This is a genomic window from Halomonas chromatireducens (assembly GCF_001545155.1).
GTDB classification, from domain to species: domain Bacteria; phylum Pseudomonadota; class Gammaproteobacteria; order Pseudomonadales; family Halomonadaceae; genus Halomonas; species Halomonas chromatireducens.
Map to the genome: position 1 here is coordinate 3,654,368 of NZ_CP014226.1, position 19,921 is coordinate 3,674,288.

20 protein-coding genes, 1 other RNA gene and 1 pseudogene are annotated in these 19,921 nt (G+C 63.7%); 9 read left to right on the forward strand and 13 right to left on the reverse strand.

What is annotated here, in order from left to right; genetic code table 11:
- Positions 1-68: 68 nt before the first annotated feature.
- The 6 genes from carA to LOKO_RS16920 all read right to left on the reverse strand — a co-directional run bounded on the left by carA (position 69) and on the right by LOKO_RS16920 (position 4,416).
- Entirely contained in the window at positions 69-1,223 is a 1,155-nt protein-coding gene (gene carA / locus LOKO_RS16895) for a glutamine-hydrolyzing carbamoyl-phosphate synthase small subunit (protein ID WP_201025424.1), read from the reverse strand.
- Between the two features lie 427 nt (positions 1,224-1,650).
- Entirely contained in the window at positions 1,651-2,454 is an 804-nt protein-coding gene (gene dapB / locus LOKO_RS16900) for a 4-hydroxy-tetrahydrodipicolinate reductase (protein WP_066451864.1), read from the reverse strand.
- Between the two features lie 52 nt (positions 2,455-2,506).
- Positions 2,507-2,809 (reverse strand): HigA family addiction module antitoxin, encoded by a 303-nt coding sequence (locus tag LOKO_RS16905; protein ID WP_066451865.1) that lies wholly within the window; start codon positions 2,807-2,809, stop codon positions 2,507-2,509.
- Positions 2,810-2,834: 25 nt separating this feature from the next.
- Positions 2,835-3,116 carry a type II toxin-antitoxin system RelE/ParE family toxin gene (locus LOKO_RS16910; RefSeq protein WP_066451866.1) on the reverse strand — a complete coding sequence of 94 codons (282 nt, stop codon included), beginning with the start codon at positions 3,114-3,116 and terminating at the stop codon, positions 2,835-2,837.
- A 110-nt stretch (positions 3,117-3,226) separates the two neighbouring features.
- Complete coding sequence (locus LOKO_RS16915; protein ID WP_235588895.1) at positions 3,227-4,138, reverse strand: DMT family transporter; 912 nt, start codon at positions 4,136-4,138, stop codon at positions 3,227-3,229.
- Complete coding sequence (locus LOKO_RS16920) at positions 4,135-4,416, reverse strand: DUF2218 domain-containing protein (protein WP_066451868.1); 282 nt, start codon at positions 4,414-4,416, stop codon at positions 4,135-4,137. The genes LOKO_RS16915 and LOKO_RS16920 overlap by 4 nt, the downstream gene beginning before the upstream one ends.
- A gap of 145 nt (positions 4,417-4,561) precedes the next feature.
- Here LOKO_RS16920 and LOKO_RS19005 point away from each other — a divergent pair, with 145 nt between their 5' ends.
- Positions 4,562-5,506, forward strand: a complete 945-nt coding sequence (locus tag LOKO_RS19005; RefSeq protein ID WP_158509958.1) for an HNH endonuclease — start codon at positions 4,562-4,564, stop codon at positions 5,504-5,506.
- Positions 5,507-5,575: 69 nt separating this feature from the next.
- Here the strand turns inward: LOKO_RS19005 and dnaJ are convergent, their stop codons facing one another.
- From dnaJ to grpE, 3 genes are all read right to left on the reverse strand, one after another.
- Positions 5,576-6,730 (reverse strand): molecular chaperone DnaJ, encoded by a 1,155-nt coding sequence (gene dnaJ, locus LOKO_RS16930; protein ID WP_066451870.1) that lies wholly within the window; start codon positions 6,728-6,730, stop codon positions 5,576-5,578.
- A gap of 106 nt (positions 6,731-6,836) precedes the next feature.
- Positions 6,837-8,771 carry a molecular chaperone DnaK gene (gene dnaK, locus LOKO_RS16935; RefSeq protein ID WP_066451871.1) on the reverse strand — a complete coding sequence of 645 codons (1,935 nt, stop codon included), beginning with the start codon at positions 8,769-8,771 and terminating at the stop codon, positions 6,837-6,839.
- Between the two features lie 121 nt (positions 8,772-8,892).
- Positions 8,893-9,522: a nucleotide exchange factor GrpE gene (grpE, locus tag LOKO_RS16940; protein WP_066451872.1), complete on the reverse strand. Its 630-nt coding sequence runs from the start codon at positions 9,520-9,522 to the stop codon at positions 8,893-8,895.
- Between the two features lie 254 nt (positions 9,523-9,776).
- Here grpE and recN point away from each other — a divergent pair, with 254 nt between their 5' ends.
- Positions 9,777-11,453: a DNA repair protein RecN gene (gene recN / locus LOKO_RS16945; protein WP_066451873.1), complete on the forward strand. Its 1,677-nt coding sequence runs from the start codon at positions 9,777-9,779 to the stop codon at positions 11,451-11,453.
- A gap of 134 nt (positions 11,454-11,587) precedes the next feature.
- Here the strand turns inward: recN and fur are convergent, their stop codons facing one another.
- Entirely contained in the window at positions 11,588-12,004 is a 417-nt protein-coding gene (fur, locus tag LOKO_RS16950) for a ferric iron uptake transcriptional regulator (RefSeq protein ID WP_066452422.1), read from the reverse strand.
- 72 nt (positions 12,005-12,076) lie between these two features.
- Here fur and LOKO_RS16955 point away from each other — a divergent pair, with 72 nt between their 5' ends.
- Positions 12,077-12,562: an outer membrane protein assembly factor BamE gene (locus LOKO_RS16955; protein ID WP_066451874.1), complete on the forward strand. Its 486-nt coding sequence runs from the start codon at positions 12,077-12,079 to the stop codon at positions 12,560-12,562.
- A gap of 34 nt (positions 12,563-12,596) precedes the next feature.
- Here the strand turns inward: LOKO_RS16955 and LOKO_RS16960 are convergent, their stop codons facing one another.
- Both LOKO_RS16960 and LOKO_RS16965 read right to left on the reverse strand, forming a co-directional pair.
- Positions 12,597-12,914 carry an RnfH family protein gene (locus LOKO_RS16960; protein WP_066451875.1) on the reverse strand — a complete coding sequence of 106 codons (318 nt, stop codon included), beginning with the start codon at positions 12,912-12,914 and terminating at the stop codon, positions 12,597-12,599.
- Positions 12,904-13,338 carry a type II toxin-antitoxin system RatA family toxin gene (locus tag LOKO_RS16965; RefSeq protein ID WP_066451876.1) on the reverse strand — a complete coding sequence of 145 codons (435 nt, stop codon included), beginning with the start codon at positions 13,336-13,338 and terminating at the stop codon, positions 12,904-12,906. Before LOKO_RS16965 ends, LOKO_RS16960 begins: the two co-directional genes overlap by 11 nt.
- A gap of 128 nt (positions 13,339-13,466) precedes the next feature.
- Here LOKO_RS16965 and smpB point away from each other — a divergent pair, with 128 nt between their 5' ends.
- Both smpB and ssrA read left to right on the forward strand, forming a co-directional pair.
- On the forward strand, positions 13,467-13,958 hold the full coding sequence (gene smpB, locus LOKO_RS16970) for an SsrA-binding protein SmpB (protein WP_043511136.1): 492 nt from the start codon (positions 13,467-13,469) through the stop codon (positions 13,956-13,958).
- 98 nt (positions 13,959-14,056) lie between these two features.
- Positions 14,057-14,436, forward strand: a transfer-messenger RNA (tmRNA) gene (ssrA, locus tag LOKO_RS16975).
- Between the two features lie 319 nt (positions 14,437-14,755).
- On the opposite strand, the pseudogene LOKO_RS19010 reads toward ssrA, so the two are convergent.
- Positions 14,756-14,851, reverse strand: a pseudogene (locus LOKO_RS19010) (transposase domain-containing protein); the annotation flags it as partial.
- A gap of 122 nt (positions 14,852-14,973) precedes the next feature.
- Here LOKO_RS19010 and LOKO_RS16980 point away from each other — a divergent pair.
- From LOKO_RS16980 to LOKO_RS16995, 4 genes are all read left to right on the forward strand, one after another.
- Complete coding sequence (locus LOKO_RS16980; RefSeq protein WP_066451877.1) at positions 14,974-16,203, forward strand: tyrosine-type recombinase/integrase; 1,230 nt, start codon at positions 14,974-14,976, stop codon at positions 16,201-16,203.
- 113 nt (positions 16,204-16,316) lie between these two features.
- Positions 16,317-16,952 (forward strand): hypothetical protein, encoded by a 636-nt coding sequence (locus LOKO_RS16985; protein WP_066451878.1) that lies wholly within the window; start codon positions 16,317-16,319, stop codon positions 16,950-16,952.
- 108 nt (positions 16,953-17,060) lie between these two features.
- Entirely contained in the window at positions 17,061-17,318 is a 258-nt protein-coding gene (locus tag LOKO_RS16990; protein ID WP_066451879.1) for a helix-turn-helix transcriptional regulator, read from the forward strand.
- A 244-nt stretch (positions 17,319-17,562) separates the two neighbouring features.
- Positions 17,563-19,920: a toprim domain-containing protein gene (locus tag LOKO_RS16995; protein WP_066451880.1), complete on the forward strand. Its 2,358-nt coding sequence runs from the start codon at positions 17,563-17,565 to the stop codon at positions 19,918-19,920.
- Position 19,921 lies beyond the last annotated feature (1 nt).

Below are 19,921 nucleotides of genomic sequence, written 5' to 3' on the forward strand. Positions count from 1 at the left end.
CGGCTCTCGCAGAGTCCGCTGAAGCGTTCGATGCCCGGCGGGGCCTGGGGCTGACCGGGCAGATTCATTCAGCGCGTGGCGAGGCGCTCCTTCATCATGGCGACGAAACGGTCGAACAGCGGCGACACGTCCTTGGGTCCGGGGCTCGCCTCGGGGTGGCCCTGGAAGCTGAAGGCCGGGCGGTCGGTGCGCTCGATGCCCTGCAGCGAACCGTCAAACAGCGAACGGTGGGTGGCACGGAGGTTGGCCGGCAGGGTCGACTCCTCGGCGGCGAAGCCGTGGTTCTGGCTGGTGATCATCACGTGGCCGGTGTCGAGGTCCTGCACGGGATGATTGGCGCCGTGGTGGCCGAGCCCCATCTTCACCGTCTTCGCTCCACTGGCCAGCGCCAGCAGCTGATGGCCCAGGCAGATGCCGAAGACCGGGATGTCGGTCTCGAGGATCTCGCCGATCGCCTTGATGGCGTAGTCGCAGGGTTCGGGGTCACCGGGGCCGTTGGCCAGGAAGACACCGTCCGGGTTCATGGCCAGCACCTCGGCGGCGGGGGTCTGGGCCGGCACCACGGTCAGGCGGCAGCCGCGGCTGGCCAGCATGCGCAGGATGTTGCGCTTCACCCCATAGTCGTAGGCGACCACGTGGAAGGGGCGCTCGCTCTGGCTGGTGTCGGCGTAGCCCTCACCCAGGGTCCATTCGCCCTCGGTCCACTCGTAGGGAGCCTGGCAGGAAACCACCTTGGCCAGGTCCATGCCCTTGAGGCCGGGAAACTCCCGCGCCGCCGCCAGTGCGCGCTCTACGGCGTCTTCGCCGGAGGCCAGGTCGCCGGCCAGGATCGCCCCGTTCTGGGCGCCCTTGTCGCGCAGGATGCGGGTCAGCCGCCGGGTATCGATATCGGCGATGCCGAGCACGTTCTGGCTCTTCAGGTAGTCGGAGAGCGACTGTTCGGAGCGGAAGTTGCTGGCGATCAGCGGCAGGTCGCGGATCACCAGGCCCGCGGCGGCGATGGCGCCGGACTCCACATCCTCGGCGTTGACGCCGGTATTGCCGATGTGGGGGTAGGTGAGGGTGACGATCTGCCGGGTATAGGAGGGGTCGGTGAGGATTTCCTGATAGCCGGTCATGGCCGTATTGAACACCACCTCACCGCTGGTCTGTCCATCGGCACCGATGGCCGTGCCGTGAAAGAGACTGCCATCTTCCAGGGCCAGTATCGCGGGTTTGTTCAATGCGGGGCTGTTCAAGACAAGGTCCTCCCATGCTGTGGGAGCCTGAGGGGCGCAGGCTCCGCGGCTATCGTCGCTGCGACAGATTCGGCTCGTAAAAAAGCGGGACGAAGCCGATAAAAGAACCGGTTTCATCCCGCTTGTTGTCATATTCTTCGGGGGCTGGCAAACGCAACAAGCGCGCAGTAATGACTGCTATTTTCAGGCGCCCGGCCAAAATTTTGGGGATATTACAGGATCCGGCCTCACCTGGCTACCATCTTGCGCCCTGAACCTCATGTCCACGCTGACGATCCGGGGCTGATCCGAGCACAGGACTCCGAGGATGCGCTGTGAACCCATCCCTGGGCGCTACCGATTCCATCCCTGGAATCGGACCTCCTCTTCGGCCTGTCCTCGGCGCCCCTCGGTCGGCGGCCGCCCCACAGGTTCAGAGGCCAAGCACATCCTGCATGTCATACCGGCCGTTGGGCCGGTCGGCCACCCAGCGCGCCGCGCGTACCGCACCCTTGGCGAAGGTCATGCGGCTCGACGCCTTGTGGGTGATCTCGATGCGCTCGCCCTCGGTGGCGAACATCACCGTGTGCTCGCCGACGATATCCCCGGCACGCACCGTGGCGAAGCCGATTTCCTTGTCCGTGCGCGGCCCGCACTGGCCCTCGCGGGCGAAGACGCCGTGCTCCTTGAGCGTGCGGCCGAGGCTCTCGGCCACCACCTCGCCCATCTTCAGCGCGGTGCCCGAGGGGGAATCCACCTTGTGGCGATGGTGCGCCTCGATCACCTCGATGTCGTAGCCCTCGTCGCCCAGCGCCCGGGCCGCGGTTTCCAGCAGCTTCAGCGTCAGGTTGACCCCGACGCTCATGTTGGGCGCGAAGACCAGCGGGAGCCTGTCACGGTAGGCGTCGAGCGCGGCCAGCTCCTCGTCGGAGAGCCCGGTGGTGCCGATGACGATCCGCTTGCCGTGCTTGGCGCAGAACGCCAGGTTGGCCAGCGTCACCTGCGGGCTGGTGAAGTCGATCAGCACGTCGAAATCATCGACGATGGCCTCGAGGGAGTCCACCGCCGTCACCCCCAGCCTGCCGACGCCCGCCAGCTCACCGATATCGGCACCGGCCAGCGAACTGCCCGGCTCGACGATACCGCCGGCCAGGGTGGCTCCGGCATCCTGCTGCACGGCGTTGACCAGGGTGCGGCCCATGCGGCCGGCGACGCCGACGATGGCGATACGGGTCATGCGGACTCCTGCAAATGCGGTGGCGTTAAGATGCCGCGAGTATACCAGAGGCTCAGGCTGCATCTCGTGGCAATACGCTGCGCTCGATCTCGTCGCCATGATCGAGCTCGACTCTCTTGAGCTCATACGCTGCCTGAAGGTTCAGCCACGACTGGGCATCACCACCGAAATAACGCGCCAGACGCAGGGCTGTATCCGCCGAAATCGCACGGCGCTCCTTGACGATCTCGTGCAACCGGGTCGAGGGCACACGCAGCTCACGTGCCAGGGCGTTGACGCTCATCCCCAGCGGCTCCAGATAGTCTTCCCGCAGCATCTCGCCTGGATGGATAGGTCGCATGCCATTCTTGATCATGATGGCAACTCCTGTTTGACAGAGGTCAGTGATAATCCACGATTTCGACATCGAAGGCGGCCCCGTTCTCGAAGCGAAAGCAGATTCTCCACTGATCGTTGATACGAATGCTGTACTGCCCCTGCCTGTCACCGCGTAGCGCCTCGAGACGGTTACCGGGTGGCGAGCGCAAGAAATCCAGCGTAGTCGCCGAATCCAGCAATTGGAGCTTGCGCTCGGCCTGGCGCCGGAAGGCACGAAATGAGTTGGAGCACCCCGCCCCCTCGAAAAGTCGCTGCGTTCGCTTGCAGGCAAAGGACTCGATCATGTCATCATGCTATTACGCGCTGCGTTATACGTCAAACAGGATTATCCACCTGACCACCCGCGGCTGCCACCGACACTTGGCAGCGAACCAACGCGGCCTCGTCGGACGACTCATGACGGCGCTTCGCTGCGCCCGTTGCGCAGCAGCAGCGCAATGGCGGTCAGCACCAGCAGGCTGCCCGGCAGCCAGTGCCAGCCGATCTGTTCCGGCGCGGTGACGAACAGCAGCAGCATGGAGACGAAGGGCACCAGATAGCCGTAGGCGGTGACGGCACCGGGGGTCAACGCCGAGGTGGCCCGCTGCATCAGCCAGAAGGTCAGGGCACTGGAGAAGAGCCCCAGGTAGGTCACCAGCAGCAGGTCATGCCAGCGCATCGACATGAGCTCGGCGGCGGGCTCTATCGCCAACCCCAGCAGGCCAATCCATACCCCGCCCATTCCCAGGCTCCAGAAGGTGCGCACCGAGGCCGCTTCCGGCAGCCAGCCATGGGCTAGCCCCCACTTGCTCAGCACCGGGTAGAGCGCCGAGGAGACACAGCCGAGGAAGAACACCGCCTCGCCGATGCCGAACTCGAGCCCTTCGCCATGCCCCATCGACTCGGCAACGGCCAGGCCCAGCGCCCCCAGGGCGCCCAGCGCAAGAATCGCCGGCAGTTGCCAGGTCAACCACTCGACGCGAAAGCCCAGCCCCAGCATAAAGGCCAGCAGCGGCACGGTGACGTAGAGCGTCGACATGGAGAGCGCCGTGGCGTGATGTGCCGCCCAGAACATGGCGCCGAAGAAACCGGCCAGGCAGAGGCCCATCAGGCTGTAGAGGGGCAGTAGCCGCCAGGAGGGCAGGAAATCGGCCGAGCGGCGCGCCAGCCACCAGAGCCCCGCGCAGGCGATGGCGAAGCGCAGCGCGGTCAGCGACAGCGGCGGCAGCTGGCTCATCAGCTCGACGGCGGGAAACGACAGCCCCACCAGTACCGCCCACAGCAGCATCCCCAGGTGGGCGGCGCGGGGCGACGCCGTGACGTTCAATTTTCCCAGACGATATCCAGATCCTCGTCACCCGCCATGCGCTGAAGGTGGGCATCCAGCACGCCCTCCAGGCGGTCGAGGCCCTCCTCGTCCAGCGCCTCGAGGGCAACCACCAGCTTGTCCGGCTCGGCCTGCATCAGGCAGGAGCCCTCCTCGAAGACCACCCGGCTCTCGGTCTCGCCCTGCTCCACCTCCAGCTTGTGCGCCCAGTGCTTGCACAGCCGGTTCATCAGCTTCGCAGCTGACTCGGTAGCGATCTCCGTTCGCGACATCGGCATGACGACCTCCCTTCGTATTCGATTGAACTCAAGACTAAGACGAGCGGATGGCCAATGCCAGTCCGCAGCACCACTCTTCAGCGAATATTCGCCTCGTCGTGATAGGCTGAACGAAACGTTTACAATACTGAAGCAGGGAGGCGGCATGAACCCGGCACTCAAGAGCCTGACACGGCTACGAGTGGGCCAAAGCAAGGGCGCACCGGCCTCCAATAAACCGTGCCTGATTCTCGCTCTTATTTGTGAGATCCAGGCGGGTCATGTCGCCTCAAGCCGAATCCCTATCGATACCCGATTGGTAACGCGTTACTGCGAGCTATACGAAATCGCAACCGGTGAGCGACAGAAGGCCAACCCCTGGTTACCGTTATGGCACCTGTCATCGGATGCAGGACCGAATGGCCGCCTCTGGGCACCAGTGTTTCATGACAAACTGGAAAAGATCGCCAAGCAGTTCGGCCAACCTAAGTCGATGAGTGATATCGAACACCGCTTTGTTGCCGCCGACCTGGATAGCGCTCTCTTTCGCGCAGCACAGGATAAGCCTTTGGCTTTTGAAGCTGCGGCCGTAGTAATAGGCCAATACTTTGGGCACTCCCCAGCCGCACAGCAGGCACTTCACGACTACCTTGGCCTGGCTTTCTCAAGTGGCGAATACGAAAAGAACCCCGAGAGACTGGAAGAAGGAGTACATGAGGCCAGCCAGCTCCAAGCGCGCTCAGCCGCATTCCGCTCACTGGTACTGGAAGCCTACGATTATCGATGCGCGGCCAGCCGCCTACGCTACATTTCGCCAGATTACCGTTACCTGGTCGAGGCCGCTCACTTGGTGCCCTTCACCGAGAGTCAGGACGACCATCCCACCAACGGACTGGCACTCACTCCCAATCTGCACTGGGCCATGGACAATCACCTCATTGCACCAGGGCCGGATCACAAGTGGCACGTCAGCCCCACCATCGATGCACTGGTGTCGGATAACCGTTGGCTCTGCGAGTTGGACGGCCACCCGCTGGCCTTGCCTCGTGATAGCCGCTGGCATCCGGCCCAGGGCGCTCTGACCTGGCGACTAGATCACCTGCAACGCTGAGTTGAAAACGACACCGCCCCGGCATCGAGCGATACCGGGGCGGCGTCTCATGGTGCGCGACCACCTTTGCTACGGCTTCATATCCTCGAAGAACTTCTTCACGCCGTCGAAGAAGCCGCTCTTCTTGGGCGAGTGGTGGGCGCTGTTGGTGCCCCCCAGGCTCTCCTGAAGCTGGCGCAGCAGATCCTTCTGCTCGTCGTTGAGGTTAACCGGTGTCTCGACCACGACCTTGCACAGCAGGTCCCCGGGCGGGCCGCCGCGCACCGGCTTGACGCCCTTGCCGCGCAGGCGGAACAGACGGCCGGTCTGGGTCTCGGCGGGGATCTTGAGCTTGACCCGGCCATCCAGCGTCGGCACTTCCAGCTCGCCGCCGAGTGCGGCGTCGATGAAGTTGATCGGCACGTCGCAGTGCAGGTGCTTGCCGTCGCGCTGGAAGATGTGGTGCGGCTTGATCGCCACCTGCACGTAGAGATCGCCCGGGGGCCCGCCGTTGATGCCGGACTCGCCCTCGCCGTTGAGGCGAATGCGGTCGCCGGTGTCGACGCCGGCGGGGATCTTCACCGACAGGGTGCGGGTCTCGCGCACGCGGCCTTCGCCGTGGCACTTGTGGCAGGGCACCTTGATATGCACACCGTTGCCGTGGCAGGTGGGGCAGGTCTGCTGCACGGCGAAGAAGCCCTGCTGCATGCGCACCTGGCCGTGGCCGTTACAGGTGGGGCAGGTCTCCTTGCTGGAGCCCGGCTCGGCACCCTGGCCGTCGCAGCGGTCGCACTCCACGTGGCGGGGCACGCGGATATCGACGGTGGTGCCGGAAACCGCACTCTCCAGATCGAGCTCCAGGTTGTAGCGCAGGTCGCTGCCCCGCTGCGGCGCATGGGGGCTGCGCCGGCCACCGCCACCGCCGAAGATGTCGCCGAACACGTCGCCGAAGATGTCGCTGAAGCCGCCGGCTCCCGCACCACCGCCGAAGCCGCCGCCACCGAAGCCGCCCGCCTGGCCGTCGACGCCGGCATGGCCGAACTGGTCGTAGGCGGCACGCTTCTCGCTGTCGCTCAGGACCTCGTAGGCTTCCGAGACCTCTCGAAACCGCTCGGCCGAACTCTCGTCATCCGGATTACGGTCCGGATGGTATTTCTGTGCCAGGCGCCGGTAGGCCTTCTTGATGTCTTTCGTATCGGCCCCGCGCTCGACGCCGAGCACTTCGTAATAATCGCGTTTGGACATGGGTCCATGCGCCTCCTGGTCTAGGCAGTTATCGCCTGATCCGCGGAAACGGCAACGCGGGAGTCATCCCCCCGCGCTGCCGCCGGCCGTGGCATACCCTCGACGATTACGGCTTCTTCTGGTCGTCGTTGACTTCTTCGTATTCGGCGTCGACCACGTCATCTTCCTGCTTGGCGCCAGGCTCCTGGCCCTCTTCACCACCGCCCTGCTGAGCAGCCTCGGCCTGGGCGGCATACATCTTCTGGGCCAGGTTGCCGGAGGCTTCGGTCAGGGTGTCCAGCTTGGCCTGGATGTCGTCCTTGTCGTCGCCCTTGAGCGCCTCTTCGAGCTCGGAGGCAGCCGTCTCGATGGCTTGCTTTTCCTCGTCGGTGGCGTGCTCGCCGGCTTCCTGCACCGTCTTGCGAGCGGCGTGGACCATGCCGTCGGCCTGGTTGCGCAGCGCCACCAGCTCCTCGAACTTCTTGTCCTCGTCGGCATGGGCCTCGGCATCGCGAACCATCTGCTCGATCTCGTCGTCGGACAGGCCGCTGGAGGCCTTGATCACGATCGACTGCTCCTTGCCGGTGGCCTTGTCCTTGGCGGACACGTTGAGGATACCGTTGGCGTCCAGGTCGAAGGCGACCTCGATCTGCGGCACGCCACGGGGCGCCGGCGGAATGTCGGCCAAGTCGAAGCGACCCAGCGACTTGTTGCCGCCCGCCTGCTTGCGCTCGCCCTGCAGCACGTGGATGGTCACGGCGGTCTGGTTGTCATCCGCGGTCGAGAAGGTCTGGGTCTTCTTGGTCGGGATGGTGGTGTTCTTCTCGATCAGCGGGGTCATCACGCCGCCCAGGGTCTCGATGCCGAGCGTCAGCGGGGTGACGTCGAGCAGCAGCACGTCCTTGACGTCGCCGCCCAGCACGCCGCCCTGGATTGCCGCACCCACGGCCACGGCCTCGTCCGGGTTGACGTCCTTGCGGGCTTCCTTGCCGAAGAAGTCAGCGACCTTCTTCTGCACCATCGGCATGCGGGTCTGACCGCCGACCAGGATCACGTCGTCGATCTCGGAGGCCGACAGGCCTGCATCGGCGAGCGCGGTCTTGCACGGCCCCAGGGAGCGCTGGACCAGATCCTCCACCAGCGACTCCAGCTTGGCCCGGGTCACCTTGACGTTGAGGTGCTTCGGGCCGGTGTTGTCGGCAGTGATGTAGGGCAGGTTGACGTCGGTCTGCTGGGCGCTGGAGAGCTCGATCTTGGCCTTCTCGGCGGCTTCCTTGAGGCGCTGCATGGCCAGGTTGTCGCCGGAAAGATCGATGCCGCTGTCGGACTTGAACTGATCGACCAGATAGTTGATCAGGTGCATGTCGAAGTCTTCGCCGCCCAGGAAGGTGTCGCCGTTGGTGGCCAGCACCTCGAACTGGGTCTCGCCGTCGACATCGGCCACTTCGATGATGGAGATATCGAAGGTACCGCCGCCCAGGTCGTAGACCGCAATGGTCTTGTCGCCGCGCGCCTTGTCCATGCCGTAGGCCAGCGCCGCCGCCGTGGGCTCGTTGATGATGCGCTTGACCTCGAGGCCGGCAATGCGGCCGGCATCCTTGGTGGCCTGGCGCTGGCTGTCGTTGAAGTAGGCCGGCACGGTAATGACCGCCTCGGTGACTTCTTCACCCAGATAGTCTTCCGCTGTCTTCTTCATTTTCTTCAGCACTTCGGCGCTGACCTGCGGCGGTGCCAGCTTCTTGCCCTTCACTTCCACCCAGGCGTCGCCGTTGTCGGCCTCGGTGATGCCGTAGGGCACCATCTTGATGTCTTTCTGGACGACATCGTCCTTGAAGCGACGGCCGATCAGGCGCTTGATGGCGTAAAGTGTGTTCTCGGGGTTGGTGACCGCCTGGCGCTTGGCCGACTGCCCCACCAGGATCTCCCCATCATCGGTGTAGGCGATGATGGAAGGCGTGGTGCGAGTACCTTCGGCGTTCTCGATCACCTTGGCGCTGTCGCCGTCGAGCACGGCCACACAGGAGTTGGTGGTCCCCAGGTCAATACCGATGATGCGTCCCATAGGAAATCCTCGAAAAGTCGTTGCTTGAATTCGTCTCTGCGGCGCTTGCCGCGGGGTTGTCGTCTATCTGGGGGGCAGAGTCTCTTATTTCAAGTCCTGCCCCCGATTCCGATGTGTAAACTCAGCCGGCAGCCTTGCTGACCACCACCATCGCCGGACGCACCAGGCGCCCATTGAGCAGGTAGCCCTTCTGCATCACTTCCATCACGCTGTTGGGTTCGAGCTCGGGGTTGGGCACCATGGCCATGGCCTCGTGGTACTGGGGGTCGAAGGGCTCACCCTGCGGGTCAACCGACTCGACGCCAAACTTGCCCAGCACGTCGTGCTGCATCTTCAAGGTCATGGACACACCCTCGCGGTGGGCCTCGCTGGCATCATCACCCATGGCCTCCAGTGCCTTCTCCAGGCTGTCGACCACCGGGAGCAGCTCCTTCACGAATTTCTCGAGGGCAAACTTGCGCGCCTTCTCGGCCTCCTGCTCGGCGCGCCGGCGCACGTTCTGCGCCTCGGCAGCCGTGCGCAGCACCTGGTCCTTGGCCTCGGCCAGGCTCTCCTCGAGCTCCGCAACCTGGGCGGCCAGCATCTCGGCCTCGGGGTTGTCGCCCACTTCGGCCTGCTCGCCCAGGGCCTCGGCTTCCTCGGCCGCCTCGATGGCTTCATCTTCCAGCGTGCCCTCTACAGGCTGCGGTTCGGCCTCCTCTTCGCGCCTTGCCAGCTCGTCGTCCAGCGGGGTCTGGGGTTCTTTAGCCATGAACATCTCCTGAAACGGTGAATCGGCCCCGCGGGCCGAACAGCATTCGGGTTGGCGATAGCATCGCAATCTGCCGCCTATATGGGGGCCGTGGCCAGAAACTCAAGAATAAATGGCCAAGGAATTGACATGTGCATTGAGAGAGAGACTGGTCTACTGTATAAAAACCCAATAAAGGTGTATGAATATCCAGCCTGCCGCTCAGACCAGCTGTCGCAACGCGCTGGCGAGAGCCTAAGGTGCCGGGAGGAAAGATGCTGACTCAGCTTGCCATTCGTGACTACGCCATCGTTGACCGCCTCGACTTTGAGCTTGCCGGTGGCATGACCGCCATTACCGGTGAGACCGGGGCCGGCAAGTCGATCCTGCTCGGCGCCCTGGGCCTGTGCCTGGGCGAGCGCGCCGACGCCGGCAGTATTCGCCATGGCTGCGAGCGTGCCGACCTCAGCGCCCGCTTCGACATCGCTGCACTGCCAGCCGCCCGCGCCTGGCTCACGGAGCGCGAACTGCCCGCCGACGATTGCCTGCTGCGCCGCGTGGTGACCGCTGCGGGCCGCTCCAAGGCATGGATCAACGGTCAGCCGGCAACCATCGCCGACCTCAAGGCGCTGGGTGAGCATCTGGTGGAAATTCACGGCCAGCACGCCCATCAGGCGCTGCTTCGCGAGGAGACCCACCTGCGCCTACTCGATGACTTCGCCGGCCAGCGCACGGCGGTGGCCGAACTGGCCGAAACCTTCCGCAGTTGGCAGGCCGCCCGCCGCCGGCTCAAGCGTCTGGCCGAAAGCGGCGACGAAGTGCAGGCGCGGCGACAGCTGCTGCGCTATCAGGTCGAGGAGCTGGACGCTCTGGCCCTGGGAGACGACGAGCTGGCGACCCTGGAGCAAGAACAGGAGCAGCTCGCCCATGCCGAGGAGACGATTCGCGAGGCCCAGTTCGCCGCCGATTGCTGCGACAGCGACGACGGCGGCGCACTTGCGCTGCTGCATCAGGCGACCAGCCGCCTTGGCGTACTGCCGGGCCATGCCCAGGGTGGGCTGGCCGAGGCGCTGAGCATGCTGGGCGAGGCTCGCATCCAGATCGAAGAGGCGGCACGGGAGCTGCACCGCTTCGTGGATACCACCGAGCTGGACCCGGAGCAGCTGGCCTGGGTGGAGTCGCGGCTGAGCGAAGTCCATCGCATCGCTCGCAAGCATCACATCATGCCCGAAGAGCTGCCCAGCCTGCACCGGCGGCTGCAGGCGGAGCTGGAAGGCCTGGAGGGAGGAGAGCACGACCTGGAAGCGCTGCGTGCGGAGGTGGAGGCCCTGCGCGATACCTGGCGCCAGCAGGCCCGTAGCGTTAGCGAGGCGCGGCAGAAGGCGGCCACCCGGTTCGGCAAGGCGGTACAGGAGCAATTGGCCTTCCTGGCCATGGGCAAGGCGCGCTTCGAGGTTGAAGTGGAAGCCCGCGAGCTGCCGGCCGCCGATGGCCTGGAGGGCGTTCGCTTCCTGATCAGCGCCAACCCAGGCCAGCCGCCTCGCCCGCTCTCCAAGGTGGCTTCCGGCGGCGAGCTGTCGCGCATCAGCCTGGCAATCCAGGTGGTGGCGGCACGCCACTCGACCATTCCCAGCCTCGTCTTCGACGAGGTGGATGTCGGTGTCTCGGGCGCCACCGCAGAGATCGTCGGCCAGCTGTTGCGACGGCTCGGCACCGGCGGGCAGGTAATGACGGTGACCCACCTGCCCCAGGTGGCAGCCCAGGCCCATCATCATCTGCATATCGAGAAGCAGGCGAAGCGCAACACCACCCAGACGCGCATGGCGCTACTCGACGAGGCCGGGCGGGTCACCGAACTGGCGCGCATGCTGGGCGGGGTCAACCTCTCCGACCGCACCCTGGCCCACGCCCGGGAGATGCTCGACGGCAGCCAGCAGAACGCACACCACTGAGCGCCACCTTCCAGGCTCCCAGCACCATCCACCGCCTAGACGACAGCGACCCCGCACCTTTCGGAGCGGGGTCGCTGTCAAGCCTGCCAAATGGCCCGGCTATGTCTGGAGCACCACTGGTGCGCTACGACGGATCAGACAGAGCCGCGGGGGCGCACGTAGAGCACCAGGGCGTGATCGACGAGCTCGAAGCCGTGCTCTTCGGCGATCTCTTTCTGGCGACGCTCGATGGTCTCGTCGAAGAACTCGATGATTTCACCGCTGTCCAGGCACACCATATGGTCATGGTGCTCTTCCTGGGAAATCTCGAACACGGCATGGCCGCCGTCGAAATTGTGGCGAATCACCAAGCCGGCCGACTCGAACTGGGTCAGCACACGATAGACGGTGGCGAGACCAACGTCTTCGCCAGCATCCAGCAGTGACTTGTACACATCCTCGGCACTCAGGTGGTGTTGGCCTGTGGCATTCTCGAGGATCTGCAGGATCTTCACGCGGGGCAAGGTGACCTTGAGGCCCGCCTTGCGCAGTTCATGGTTCTGGTCGGCCATGTTCGCTCTTCGCAGTATCAGGTAGGGTCGGGTATGATCGACCGAATCCACGATAGTGAAGAACGGACCCAAATGCAAAAGCTGATCAAGACCGCCACTCTTATCCTCGCCCTGACCCTGGTCAGTGGCTGTGTGTACAAGCGCGACCTGGCCCAGGGTAATTACATTACCGAAGGCATGGTCGAACAGCTGCAACCCGGCATGAGCCGCAGCCAAGTCGTGGGTGTCATGGGACGCCCACTGCTGGAAGCGCCTTTCGACGCCAGCCAGTGGGACTACATCTTCCGACTCGACAAGGCGTATGGCGGCGTCCAGCAGCGCCGTGTGACGCTGACCTTTGATAATGACCGCCTGGTCGATATCAATCAGCGAGGCGACCTGTCCGAGGATATTCAGCTCCGCGCTCAGGATGACGTTGGCCCGGCTGTCGATGGCGCCAGCCCCATGGGAGAGCTGCCGGAGACCCAGCCAGAAGCCGCGCCTCGCTCCGCGCCGGATGCAGGCGGCACGCTGCCACGCGGTGGCGAACCGGCCACGACAGAGCCGCTGGAGCTCTAGTCGAAACCCGGCAAAAGGGCATACCCGTGAAGGGTCAGGTTGGCTGCCGAGCGCGCGCCGCGCGCTCGGCACGGGCCGCCTTGGGGTCGATCTCAAGGGAGCGGTAGACCTCGACCCGATCCCCTTCCCGCAGAAGCTGCGAGTCGGGGTCCCGTACCGGTTTGCCGAAGATGCCCAGGTCGGCACGTTCGAAGGTGTCGGCCGCCACTTCCGGGAAATGCCTGGCCAGCTCGGCCTGGGCCACGGCCTGGCGCACCGTGGTGCCCTCGGCCACGTCCAGCTCGACGATGCGCTGCTTTTCGGGCAGCGCAAAGGCCACCTCGACGTGAATACGCCCTTCGCTAACGGCCATAGACTTCATCGGCCCGGCGAGTGAAGGAGTCCACCAGCTGTCCGGCCACCTGCTGGAACAGCTTGCCGAAGGCCATCCCCAGCAGGCGATTGGCGAATTCGAACTCGAGCTCCAGGCTGACCTTGCAGGAATCCTCGCCCATGGGCAGGAACAACCAGCGGCCGCGAAGCCGCTTGAAGGGACCGCTCACCAGTGACATCTCGATGCGCTCAGGCTCGATGAGGTCGTTGCGGGTAGTAAAGCTCTGCTCTATGCCGGCCCGGCCCAGGGTCATTTCGCCGATCAGGTGCGATTCATCGCGTTCGAGCAGCCGTGCCCGACGGCAGCCCGGCAAAAACTCCGGGTAGCGCTCGAAGTCGTTGACCAGTTCGAACATGTTCCGAGGGGTGTGCCGCACCAGGGCGGAACGATTGACCGTTGGCATGGAGCTCTCCGCTGACTTCACAGTGCCCAGGGCGTATCATGAGCGGTTATTTCATGCCTTGAATGGTATCACGCTTCCCCCCATATCGAAGGGGAGCTAGCCAAAGGCCGAACACGATACGAGGTACCATGGCCAACAAGAAAGCCAAGGGCAAGGGCCCAGGCAGCAGCACCATCGCCCAGAACAAGAAGGCGCGCTTCGAGTATCACATCGACGAGACCTTCGAGGCCGGGCTGGTCCTGGCAGGCTGGGAAGTGAAGAGCCTGCGCGCCGGCAAGGCACAGCTCACCGACACCTACATCCTGATCAAGGATGCGGAGGCGTGGCTGCTTGGCTGCCACATCATGCCGCTCAACACCGCCAGCACCCATGTGCTGGCCGATCCCACGCGCACCCGCAAGCTGCTGCTGCACCGCAAGGAGATCGCCAAGATCTTCTCGCGCACCCAGGAGAAGGGGCACACCTGCGTGCCGCTGAAGCTCTACTGGAAGGGCAACAAGGTCAAGTGCGAACTGGCTCTGGTGACCGGCAAGAAGCTCCACGACAAGCGCGCCACCGAGAAGGATCGGGACTGGCAGCGTCAGAAGGGCCGCATCATGCGGGAACAGACCAAGGCCTGACCGGCCGCAGGGGGGAATCGATCTATCGCGAAACGACGGAACCCACCCTGCAAACAGGTGTCACACAATTGCCCATGCTGATATGATGGGCCTGCTACGGGGGCGACATGGCTTCGACGCCGGTGACAACCTCCTAGGTGCATGCCGAGAGCGTGATGTATCTCGTAAATCCAACATCACGACTAAATAGTCGCAAACGACGACAACTACGCTCAGGGCGCGCTGGCAGCTTAATAGCTGTTAGCTTCTAGCCCGGCCCCGAAGCGATGTGCCCATTCATTGCGGACGGGATATGAGCTAAAAATGATGGGATCGCGGTTGGTGGTGTCCTCTCGCCAGTCGCTAAATCTTAGAGGAATCGCGTAGCTGGATCCTGCCCGTTGGAGCCAGATGCGTTAAATCAAAAAACGGACCTAAGCATGTAGAGCCGAAGAGCGAGTACCGGCGGACGCGGGTTCAATTCCCGCCGCCTCCACCAAACCAAGGTTTCAGGAGGTTCCACAACACTTCAGAAACCGCATGAACAGGGGCCTCCGGGCCCCTTTCTCGTGTCTGGACATTTCACAACATTCCTTGACATGCCCCCACCTGAGGGGGCATATCTGGGGGCACAGCGTCGAAGCCAACCACCTGATGCCCCCAACTCCGCCATACCCCGCGCCAACCGGGCCTGGCTGGCAAATCGCCTGCCCCCAGCCTTGGGGGCATCCGGCACAGCTGAAAGGGGGCATGAGGCTGTCACCATCGTGAGGTGCCCCCATGAGCGTAAGCGACCGGGCATCACCGCTTGTCAGTGATCAGGCAGTATGCTGCCAGTGGTGAGGCAGGAGTTCGTGGATCTGGCTGGCCTTCTGGGTCGGCAGCCGTTCCAGCACGTCTCGGAGATAGGCGTGACGGCGAATCTCACCCTGAGTGCTTGGGGTAGTCATGATAGGTGCCCATCTATTAATAAGTGGGCACCTAACGTCACAGAAGGCGAGCCTCTCCGGTAGATGGGTTCACCAGCCGGTTACCCATGAGCCGCCAGACCAATAAGCTATCTGCCACCGCCGTGAAGATGGCCAAGCCCAGAGAGAAAACGTTCAAGATGACTGATGGGGGCGGCCTCTACCTGGAGGTCTCCCCTACCGGCAGCAAGTACTGGCGCATGAAGTACCGCCACGCCGGCAAGGAGAAGCGTCTGGCCATCGGCGTCTACCCGGATGTCTCGCTGGTGAAAGCGCGAGAAGCCCGCGAGGACGCCAAGCGACAGCTTGCCCAGGGCATCGACCCCAGCACCGCCAAGCGCATCGCTCGCCAGCATGGCGAACAATCCGCCGCCAACACCTTCATGACCGTGGCTATCGAGTGGCTGGAGAAGGTTCACCAGCATGAGGTGGTGCCGGCCCACTACCAGCGCAACAAGCGTCGCCTAGAGCGAGACGCTTTCCCGATCATCGGCAAGCGCCCCATCGCCGAGATCACCCCACCCGAGCTGCTGGGCTGCCTGCGCCGTATCGAAGAGCGCGGCCACGTCGAGACTGCCCACCGGGTGAAGACGCTGTGCGGCCAAGTCTTCCGCTACGGCATCTCCACCGGGCGCGTCGAGCGTGACCCGACACCTGATCTGCGCGGAGCCCTGCGGCCCAGCAAGACCAAGCACTACCCTGCCCTGACACACCCCAAGGAGGTGGCCGAGCTCCTGCGCGCTATTGATGGCTATGGCGGCCAGCCCACCACCATCGCTGCACTAAAGCTGGCGCCCCTGGTTTTCACTCGCCCAGGCGAGCTGCGCCAGGCCCGCTGGGCCGACATCGACCTGGAGGCCGCCACCTGGACCTTTGAGGCCAGCAAGACCGGGCAGCCCTTGATTGTCCCCCTGCCCCACCAAGCAGTGACGATCCTGTGCGATCTGCACGGCTTAACCGGGCGCACCGAGTTCGTTTTTCCCGGCATCCGCAGCAGCAAGCGCCCGATGAGCAACGCCACGATCAAAGCCGCGCTGGATCGCATGGGCTTCAAGGGTGAGATGACAGCACACGGATTCAGGGCCATGGCCCGCACGATCCTGGCCGAGCGACTGAACTATCCCGAGCACTACATCGAGCAGCAGCTGGCGCACGCGGTGAAGGACAGCAACGGCCGCGCCTATAACCGGACCTCGCACCTGGAGCAGCGCCGAGAGATGTTGCAGTCATGGGCCGATTACCTGGATGCCCTGAGAGGTAGAGCAGACAACGTGGTACCGATCCAAACCGGCACTTGAGACAAGCGGCAACAACGCCACCGTTGGCTGGCAAGGGCTAATAGCCCGAAAGCATGGCCACTCCACCATGCTCGCCAGCCTTTCCTTACCTGGAACGCATGAGGAGTAGCGCAATGTCTGATGACGAGCAGCAATTCGGGCTAGACATACCCGCCACTATCCAGCGCCGTGGCCAAGGTCTGATTGATGGTGCGATGAAGGGTCACTCCAAGAAGGTGACAGCCGAACACCTGGAGATGATCGACAAGGACGGCAGCCTTATCCATGGCAAGGAGATGCTGCTACAAATGGCCTATGAGCTTCGGCAGCTGCCTTCATCGGATGCAGATGAGTCCTCCTCCTCGGAGTATGCGGCCAGCATGTGCTTGGGGATGGTCCGCCAGCTATGGACACATATCCCTGACAAACAACTGGATCCGATGAGCAACGGTCAGTTTCTGCTGGTTCTAGGGTATCTCTACGGGACACTGACCATGCCCAGCCACGTCCGACATAGCAAGGCGGTTGAAGCTGAGATAAAGGTCCTTCAAGGCAACTTGAAGCGCCAGGTTGGAGGGCTCCGCGGGGCAGAAACGAAGAAAGCCACCGCAGCCGAGCGGAAGGTCGTGGCCAAGCGGATATGGGACGAACTGGCAGCGACTAGGCCAACGCATGGCCTATCCGTGATCGTCGCCAAGCGCATGACCGCCATGGGTATGAAAGTAACAGCCAAGACAATCAGGAAGTGGCGTAAAGGAGGCTGGCAATAACGGAAACGAACAAGTACTAAGCACAACGGACATTTCGGCATTTAGAATTCGCCATGTCAGCACGTCCCGTGAGGGATATAGACACTCCATTCCGAGAGGAACCGAGACATGGCAAATATCATACGCGAGGCCATCGAGCGTAAGCAGCAGCGCCTCCTCCGCCGCCCCGATGTTCTACATCGCTGCGGCATATCCAACTCCACCCTCCATCGCCTGATCAATACAGGGGACTTTCCGGCGCCAGTCCCGCTGAGCCCCCGCGCCGTCGCATGGGTCGAAACTGAGATCGATCACTGGATCGAGGAACGAATTTCACAGGCTCGACCCAACCGGAATGGCGCGAACTGCCTCGGAGGGACTCAATGATGAAATTTCATCCCTTTAACTTTGATGCCCTGGTTAGCGACACCTTCGCACTCTGCCGATGGCTCGCCAAGCATGTTCGACGCTGGCATCAGGCGCACGCGAACAAGAACCACCGTCGAGATGACCGGAGGTAATCACCATGACGAGCATAAAAAAACCGGCCCCCTCGGGAGGGCCGGCACAAGCGCCTGTGAGCGCGATTTCTTCACGACATTCTACACCTTCCAGCGAGCTGGCGCCCCTAATGGCGCCCGTCGCACGCGAGCTGCTGGGCGAACCAAACAAGGAGCTCTCACGGAAGGACGAGCTGCGTTTCGGTACCCACGGTAGTCTGGCCATCGATCTCGATGCCGGTACTTGGTACAGCCACGAGGAGCAGCGTGGGGGAGGTGTGCTGGACCTGATTAGCCGGGAGACTGGACGCGGCGAGCGCCACCTTCAATTGGCCTGGCTGGAGGAGAGCGGCTTTCGTGATAAGCAAGAGTCGGCACCTAAGCCCCAGCCACTCATTGAGGTAGAGCGGTACCGCTACAACGATGCCCAAGGTAGCCCGAGGTTCTTTGTCGTCAGGTTCGAGCCCAAGACCTTCCGCCAGGGAGATGTCAATGAGCATGGCCGTTTCGTCCCGGGGGTGAAGGGAATCGAGACGCGCATCCCGTACCACCTCGACAAACTCTACGCCCAGCCCGAGGCCGATGTGTTCTTGGTCGAAGGGGAGAAGGACGTTCATCGGCTAGAACAGCTTGGCATATTGGCCACCTGCAACGCGGGTGGTGCCGGGAAGTGGACCGACGAGCACAGTCGGCACCTGGCAGGTCGGCGTGTGGTGATCCTGCCGGACAATGACGAGCCAGGTATCGACCATGCGCGGAAGGTGAAGGCCTCGTTGGAGGCAGCTGAAGCCGAGGTGCTGGTGGTCCTGCTGCGCAACCTGCCGGAAAAGGGCGATGTGAGCGATTGGCTCGACGCTGGCGGCACGCTAGGGCAGCTTCAAGACCTTATCACTCAGGGTGGTCACGAGCTGCCCAAGGTGGAGCTCGAGCCTGAGCTGGAAAGCCAGGGGGAGGGCAACCGTGATAAGCAGTCCCAAACCGACCTGATCGTCGAGTTCGTACAGACCTGGAACGACCTGTTCCACGATGACAACGATGTTGCCTATGCCCGCCATCGAGGCACCGGCGAGGTCCGCGCCCTCGGTAGCCGAGCGTTTCGGCACTGGCTGACGGCAGAGTTCTATGACCAGCACGAGAAGGCGCTGCGAGACCAATCGCTCCGCGAAGCCCGGATGACCCTCGAGGGCATCGCGATGAAGGACCATCGCCCGGTTCATATCCGTGTGGCCGGCGGGAGCGGTCGCTACTGGCTCGACCTTGGCCTCCCAGGCAGTAGCCGCTGCGTTTTCCTCCGCGCTGACGCATGGAGCCTGGAGGAGCAGAGCGAGCTGATGTTTTGCCGGTCGGAGAGCGCTCAGGCCCTGCCGGAGCCGGTGGCTGGCGGCAGCCTTGAGCCGCTGTGGAAGGTGGCCAACGTCCCTGAGCAGGCCCGGCTGCTGGTGGTGGCGTGGCTGGTGGAGTGTCTGCGTCCCGATACGCCCTTCCCGGTGCTGGAGCTGCTGGGGGAGCAAGGCAGCGGCAAGTCTGGCACGCAGTCGGCACTGCGTCGGCTAATCGACCCCAATGCAGCTGACCTCAGGGGCGCCCCCAAGTCTGCAGAGGACCTGTTTGTGAGCGGTGGCGTCAACCACGTGATCTCCATCGAGAACGTGAGCCACCTCCCGGCTCCGTTGCAGGATGCACTGTGCGTAGTGGCGACCGGGGGCGGGTTCGCCCGGCGCAAGCTGTACACCGACGCCGACGAGAGCGTGATCCAGCTCAAGCGCCCGGTGATGCTCAACGGTATCTCCGCCGCCGTTACGCAACAGGACCTGGTGAGCCGTACCGTCACGGTCGAGGTGCCGGTGATCCAAGACGCCCAGGCCAAGGACAAGCTGGAGGAGGAGTTCGAGGTCAAGCGGCCTGAGATCATCGGCGCCCTGCTGGACATCGCCGCCCGCGCCCTGGAGATCCTGCCGGAGATGTCGCTGCCGGCGGCACGCCGCCCCCGTCTCCTCGAGTTCGCACACCTCGGCATGGCCGTCGCCAAGGCAATCGGGCGCGACCCGGAGGAGTTCATGCGGCAATACGATGCCGCCCGGCAGGATGGGCTCGAGCGCACCCTCGAGGCGAGCCCAGTGGCGACCGCCATCCGGGACTGGGCGGAGATCCACCCCGGCGAGGTGCGCGACGAGCCGGCCAAGCGGTGGCTGGAGATCCTGACGGACTACAAGCCCCAGGGGTCGGATACCTGGCCGCGCTCCGCGAAGGGGTTGGGCGATGCGATGCGCAGGGCAGCACCCGCCCTTCGACAGCTGGGCATCGAGTGCCGCTGCTTCGGCAAGGGGAGCGGAGGTGTCGTGCGGTGGCGCGTGGGAATAAAAGTTCCTGAAGCGATGTCCCCAATGTCCCGAAGTCCCAAGTCTGATGCCGATAGTTGGGACATTGGGACTTCAGGGACATCGGTTCGGGAAGTTTCCTTGGGCGATGCCGACCGGGAGGTGTTCTGAG